The sequence below is a fragment of the Flavobacterium sp. genome (genome assembly GCF_044338735.1).
In the GTDB taxonomy this organism is placed as follows: domain Bacteria; phylum Bacteroidota; class Bacteroidia; order Flavobacteriales; family Flavobacteriaceae; genus Flavobacterium.
Window position 1 is genome coordinate 1 of sequence record NZ_JBIIWV010000189.1, and the last position, 3,796, is coordinate 3,796.

General features: G+C 31.8%; 3 protein-coding genes. All 3 read right to left on the reverse strand.

The genetic code is table 11. The annotated features are described in order from the left end of the window. Positions 1 to 676: hypothetical protein (locus tag ACIQZC_RS09805; RefSeq protein WP_396139045.1), on the reverse strand; the 676-nt coding region annotated here is incomplete at its 3' end. Then, positions 669 to 2,237 carry a helix-turn-helix domain-containing protein gene (locus tag ACIQZC_RS09810; protein WP_396139046.1) on the reverse strand — a complete coding sequence of 523 codons (1,569 nt, stop codon included), beginning with the start codon at positions 2,235 to 2,237 and terminating at the stop codon, positions 669 to 671. The genes ACIQZC_RS09810 and ACIQZC_RS09805, both read right to left, overlap by 8 nt. Positions 2,238 to 2,322: 85 nt before the next feature. After that, a partial coding sequence (locus ACIQZC_RS09815; protein WP_396139047.1) for a T9SS type B sorting domain-containing protein occupies positions 2,323 to 3,796 on the reverse strand: 1,474 nt, incomplete at its 5' end.

Below are 3,796 nucleotides of genomic sequence, written 5' to 3' on the forward strand. Positions count from 1 at the left end.
CTTTTTTTGCAATTTGTAAAGCCTCCTTAAAACTTTGCTCAGCAAGCACATTTTGTTGGCTTAATATAAAACAATTCCCTTTGTTATATTTTGCAATACTTATTTTGGACGCATTCTCAAGAGTTTTGTTGTTAGAACTTAATTCTTTAATCCCTTTGTCAAAAAAACTAATTGCTATGTCGCAATTTAATTTTTCTTTATAGATAAAACCCCTAACAATATAATTAACCCCTAAAAAACTACTCACAGAATCTTGTACTGGATATTCTAAACACATTTTTTCTGCCCGGTCTAAATAAGTAATAGCATTTTCATAAATATTCAATTGGTGGTATTGAATACCAGCTTTAGTATCAATAGAAATTTTTAGCAATTTGTCCTCCGATTTTGGCAACAATCCAATTGCTTTTAATAAATATTTAAGTGATTTTTGATAGTCTCGTTTAGAAGAATAGCCATCAGAGATTAATTTGTATGCTTTAATTTTTAAATCAATATTATTTTTTGCTAATTGTATAATTTTAAAACCCGTAGCGATTACTTTGTCTGGATTTTCATACATTTCAACATTAGAATTTTTGATTAATTGTTCTAATTTTTTTTGATCTTGAGCAAAAATATAAAAACAGTTAAAAAGCAAGAATATGGCTACTAAAATGTAATTTTTATTATTCATTTTCCGATAGTGTTAAACAATTATCATTTGTCTCATTTTTGAGTAAATCGATAAATTTTATGGGCGAAATTCCAATTATTGATTTGAATACAGTGGCAAAGCTACTGTGGGATGAAAAACCACAAATCTCTGCTAAGTAGCTTATTTTATAATTACAAAAGTTAGGTTCGTTTTTCAACTTTTCAACTATGTAATTAATCCGTAAAGTATTAATATAAGTATTGAAATTTATATGGTAATGCCTATTAATGATTTCTGAAAGATACTTTGTGTTAGTTTCAAATTGACCCGCTAAAACTGCTAAAGAAATCTCTTTATTTGTAAACTTTTTTGTTGTTTCAAATTTTTTGAGTTTGTTTAAAATAAGCTGCTCTGTTTCTGCCGGAATTGTATTTTTTTTATTTACCGTATCAACCTCTTCTGATTTGTTTAAAATAGTATTATTCGGAAATTCCAAATAACTAACTATTTCGGTGAGTCTTTTTTTATGCAAATATTTCTTGTAAACAAATAATCCAAAAACAAAAAGAATAAGTATAAAGAAACTTATACTTAAATATAACTTATTATTAAATACACTTTTCTTTAGCGTATAGTTTTTTAAATATTCGGAATTAATTAAATTATAAACCGTGTTAATGGCTTCCTCTTCCTTCTTTTCAATTTCGTTTTGTATAGTTAACAGTTTTGTATTTAATAATTTATATTCTTGCTCTTTATTTAAAGCCAAATAACTTAAAACTAATGTTTCTGTAGTGGTTTCTAAAAGATAAATATTATCCATTTGAACTAACAATTTTTGTGCTTCTAATGCACTTTCTATTGCTTTTGAGTAGTCTCTTTGATAGAAATAATTTCTTGCGATTACATTCCAAACCTGAATATCAAAATACTTGTCATCCAGACTGATTAATTCTTTTAGCTGTTCTAAATTGGAAGTATTAGAAGCAAGGTTTCCTAAACCGATGTTTACTTCCGAGCTGATTAATAAAAAGCGCTTTTTATTTGCTATTCCATTTTGTAAAAAAGAAATATTCTTACTTTTTTGAATAATTTTTTGGGCTTCTTTGTATTCTTTTTTATGCAATAAAAGCTCTAATTCCTCAAATAAAATGTCTACATTGATTTCAGTAATAGTATCAACGTCTTTTATACTATTTCTATCTGAACGAGCTCTGTCTAAATAACTAACACTTTGTTTGTGCAAATAAATAGCTTGCAGGAGTGCTGATTTTTCAATATTTACTTTTGCATTTTGAAAGAAAGAATTTCTGTCCAAGTAAGTGCTTGCCGCGAACAAATAATTTGCTGCATTTGCATAATCTCCTAAAATGCTATATATATTATATGCTAATAAATTTAATCTGACTTTTTCGTTATTTGAATTTGCACTTTTAAGTAGTAATAATGCGATTTTTAAGGATTCGTTAGGCTGAGCTTTATAGACATTTTCAGCTTCAGCAATTAATAATTGTTGTTTTGGAGCATTCTGACCACTTAATTTATTTTGAGGAGAGAGAATAGAAAAGAAAATAAGAATAACTAACAATTTGTATCTCATAGCCAATTGAAAATTTACTAATGTCAGATTGATTTAAATACAAATGTAATTAATTCTATGAAAAAAAATACGTTTTTTTGTTGAACTAGCGTTTCAAAGAAAAATGGGCTTTAAATTGTTTTTGAGTTCCATTTTCTGTGTAATCAAGTGTGAACCAATAATCCGTTGATGGTAATTTTTCATTGTTGTATATTCCATTCCATCCTTCACTCGCTGTGGTTGCACTCAATTGTTTTAATAACTTTCCATATCTATCAAAGATGAATAATTTAGCATCTGGTTGATTTAATCCGATGATGTTCCATGTATCGTTATAACCGTCACCGTTTGGTGTGAAATATTTTGGATAATCAATCACCAATACTTTTTGGGTCAGGTAAGTACATCCTTGGGTATCCACTACTGTAATGTCATGTGTTCCGCCTGTTACTCCAGTGAACACATTTGATTCTTGTAATGCGCCTTGATCTAATTGATACAATAATGTTCCGTTGCCACCTGTTACGGTTACTACAAGCGTTGCATTGTCGCTAAAATATTCGCTCTGGGTTACTGTTAAGCTTGTTGCAGGATTTGTTGCCGTTACCACCGCGCTGGCTATATTGGAAACACAATTGGTAGTGCTATTGATTGCTACAACGGTATAAGTTCCTACTTGGGTTGCAGTATAGGTTGCACTAGTTGCTCCCGGAATTGTTGCAACTGGAGTTGTATTGCCTTGGAAGGTCCAAACAAAATCATAATCTACATCATTTAATCCTGAATCCAATACGTAAGTTTGGAACGGAACTCCTGCCGAATCCACACAAATGGTTCCATCAGTTAAGGAAACCACAGGTAATGGATCCACATAGACTCTAACCGTTATAGGTATGCCTGGACAGCCTGTTAATACCGGAGTAATAATATAATCGACATAACCTCGAGTATTGCCCGTAGTGGTTAATGGTTGTGCTATATTTATAAATAACCCTGAATTAGTTCCTGCGCTCGCTCCTGAAACACCAACAGGATCAACTGTCCAATTGAAGACTGTGGCGGCGTTGAAGGTTGAAACACTTATAAAGGTAGATTCACCACTACATAAATCGGGATGTGTTGCACTTCCAAAAATTACAGGAACCGGATTTACCGTTACTGTTATTCTTTGAGGAGTTCCTGGGCATCCTTTTAAACTTGGCGTTACTTCATAAACAACAGTTCCTTGAGATAATCCTGTGGTAGTAAGTATTTGATTGATGGCTGTGCCGCTTGCGTTTAATGCGCCACTCACACCTACACTGCTTACCACACTCCAAGAGTAAACTGTATTATTAATAGCGCCTGAAAACGAAATATTAGTGGCTTGCCCTGAACAAATGGTTTGAGCTAGTGAAGCCGGACTTACAATTACATTTGGAATAGGATTTACCGTAACTACAACAGTTGTTGATGCGCCTAAACAACCATTAGCTTCTGCTACAATAACATAAGTGACTTGACCTGCTGCTACTTGATTGGGATTTAACACAAGTGTTTGATTAATACTAGTTGCTCCCGATCCAGTAACCGATCCAGAT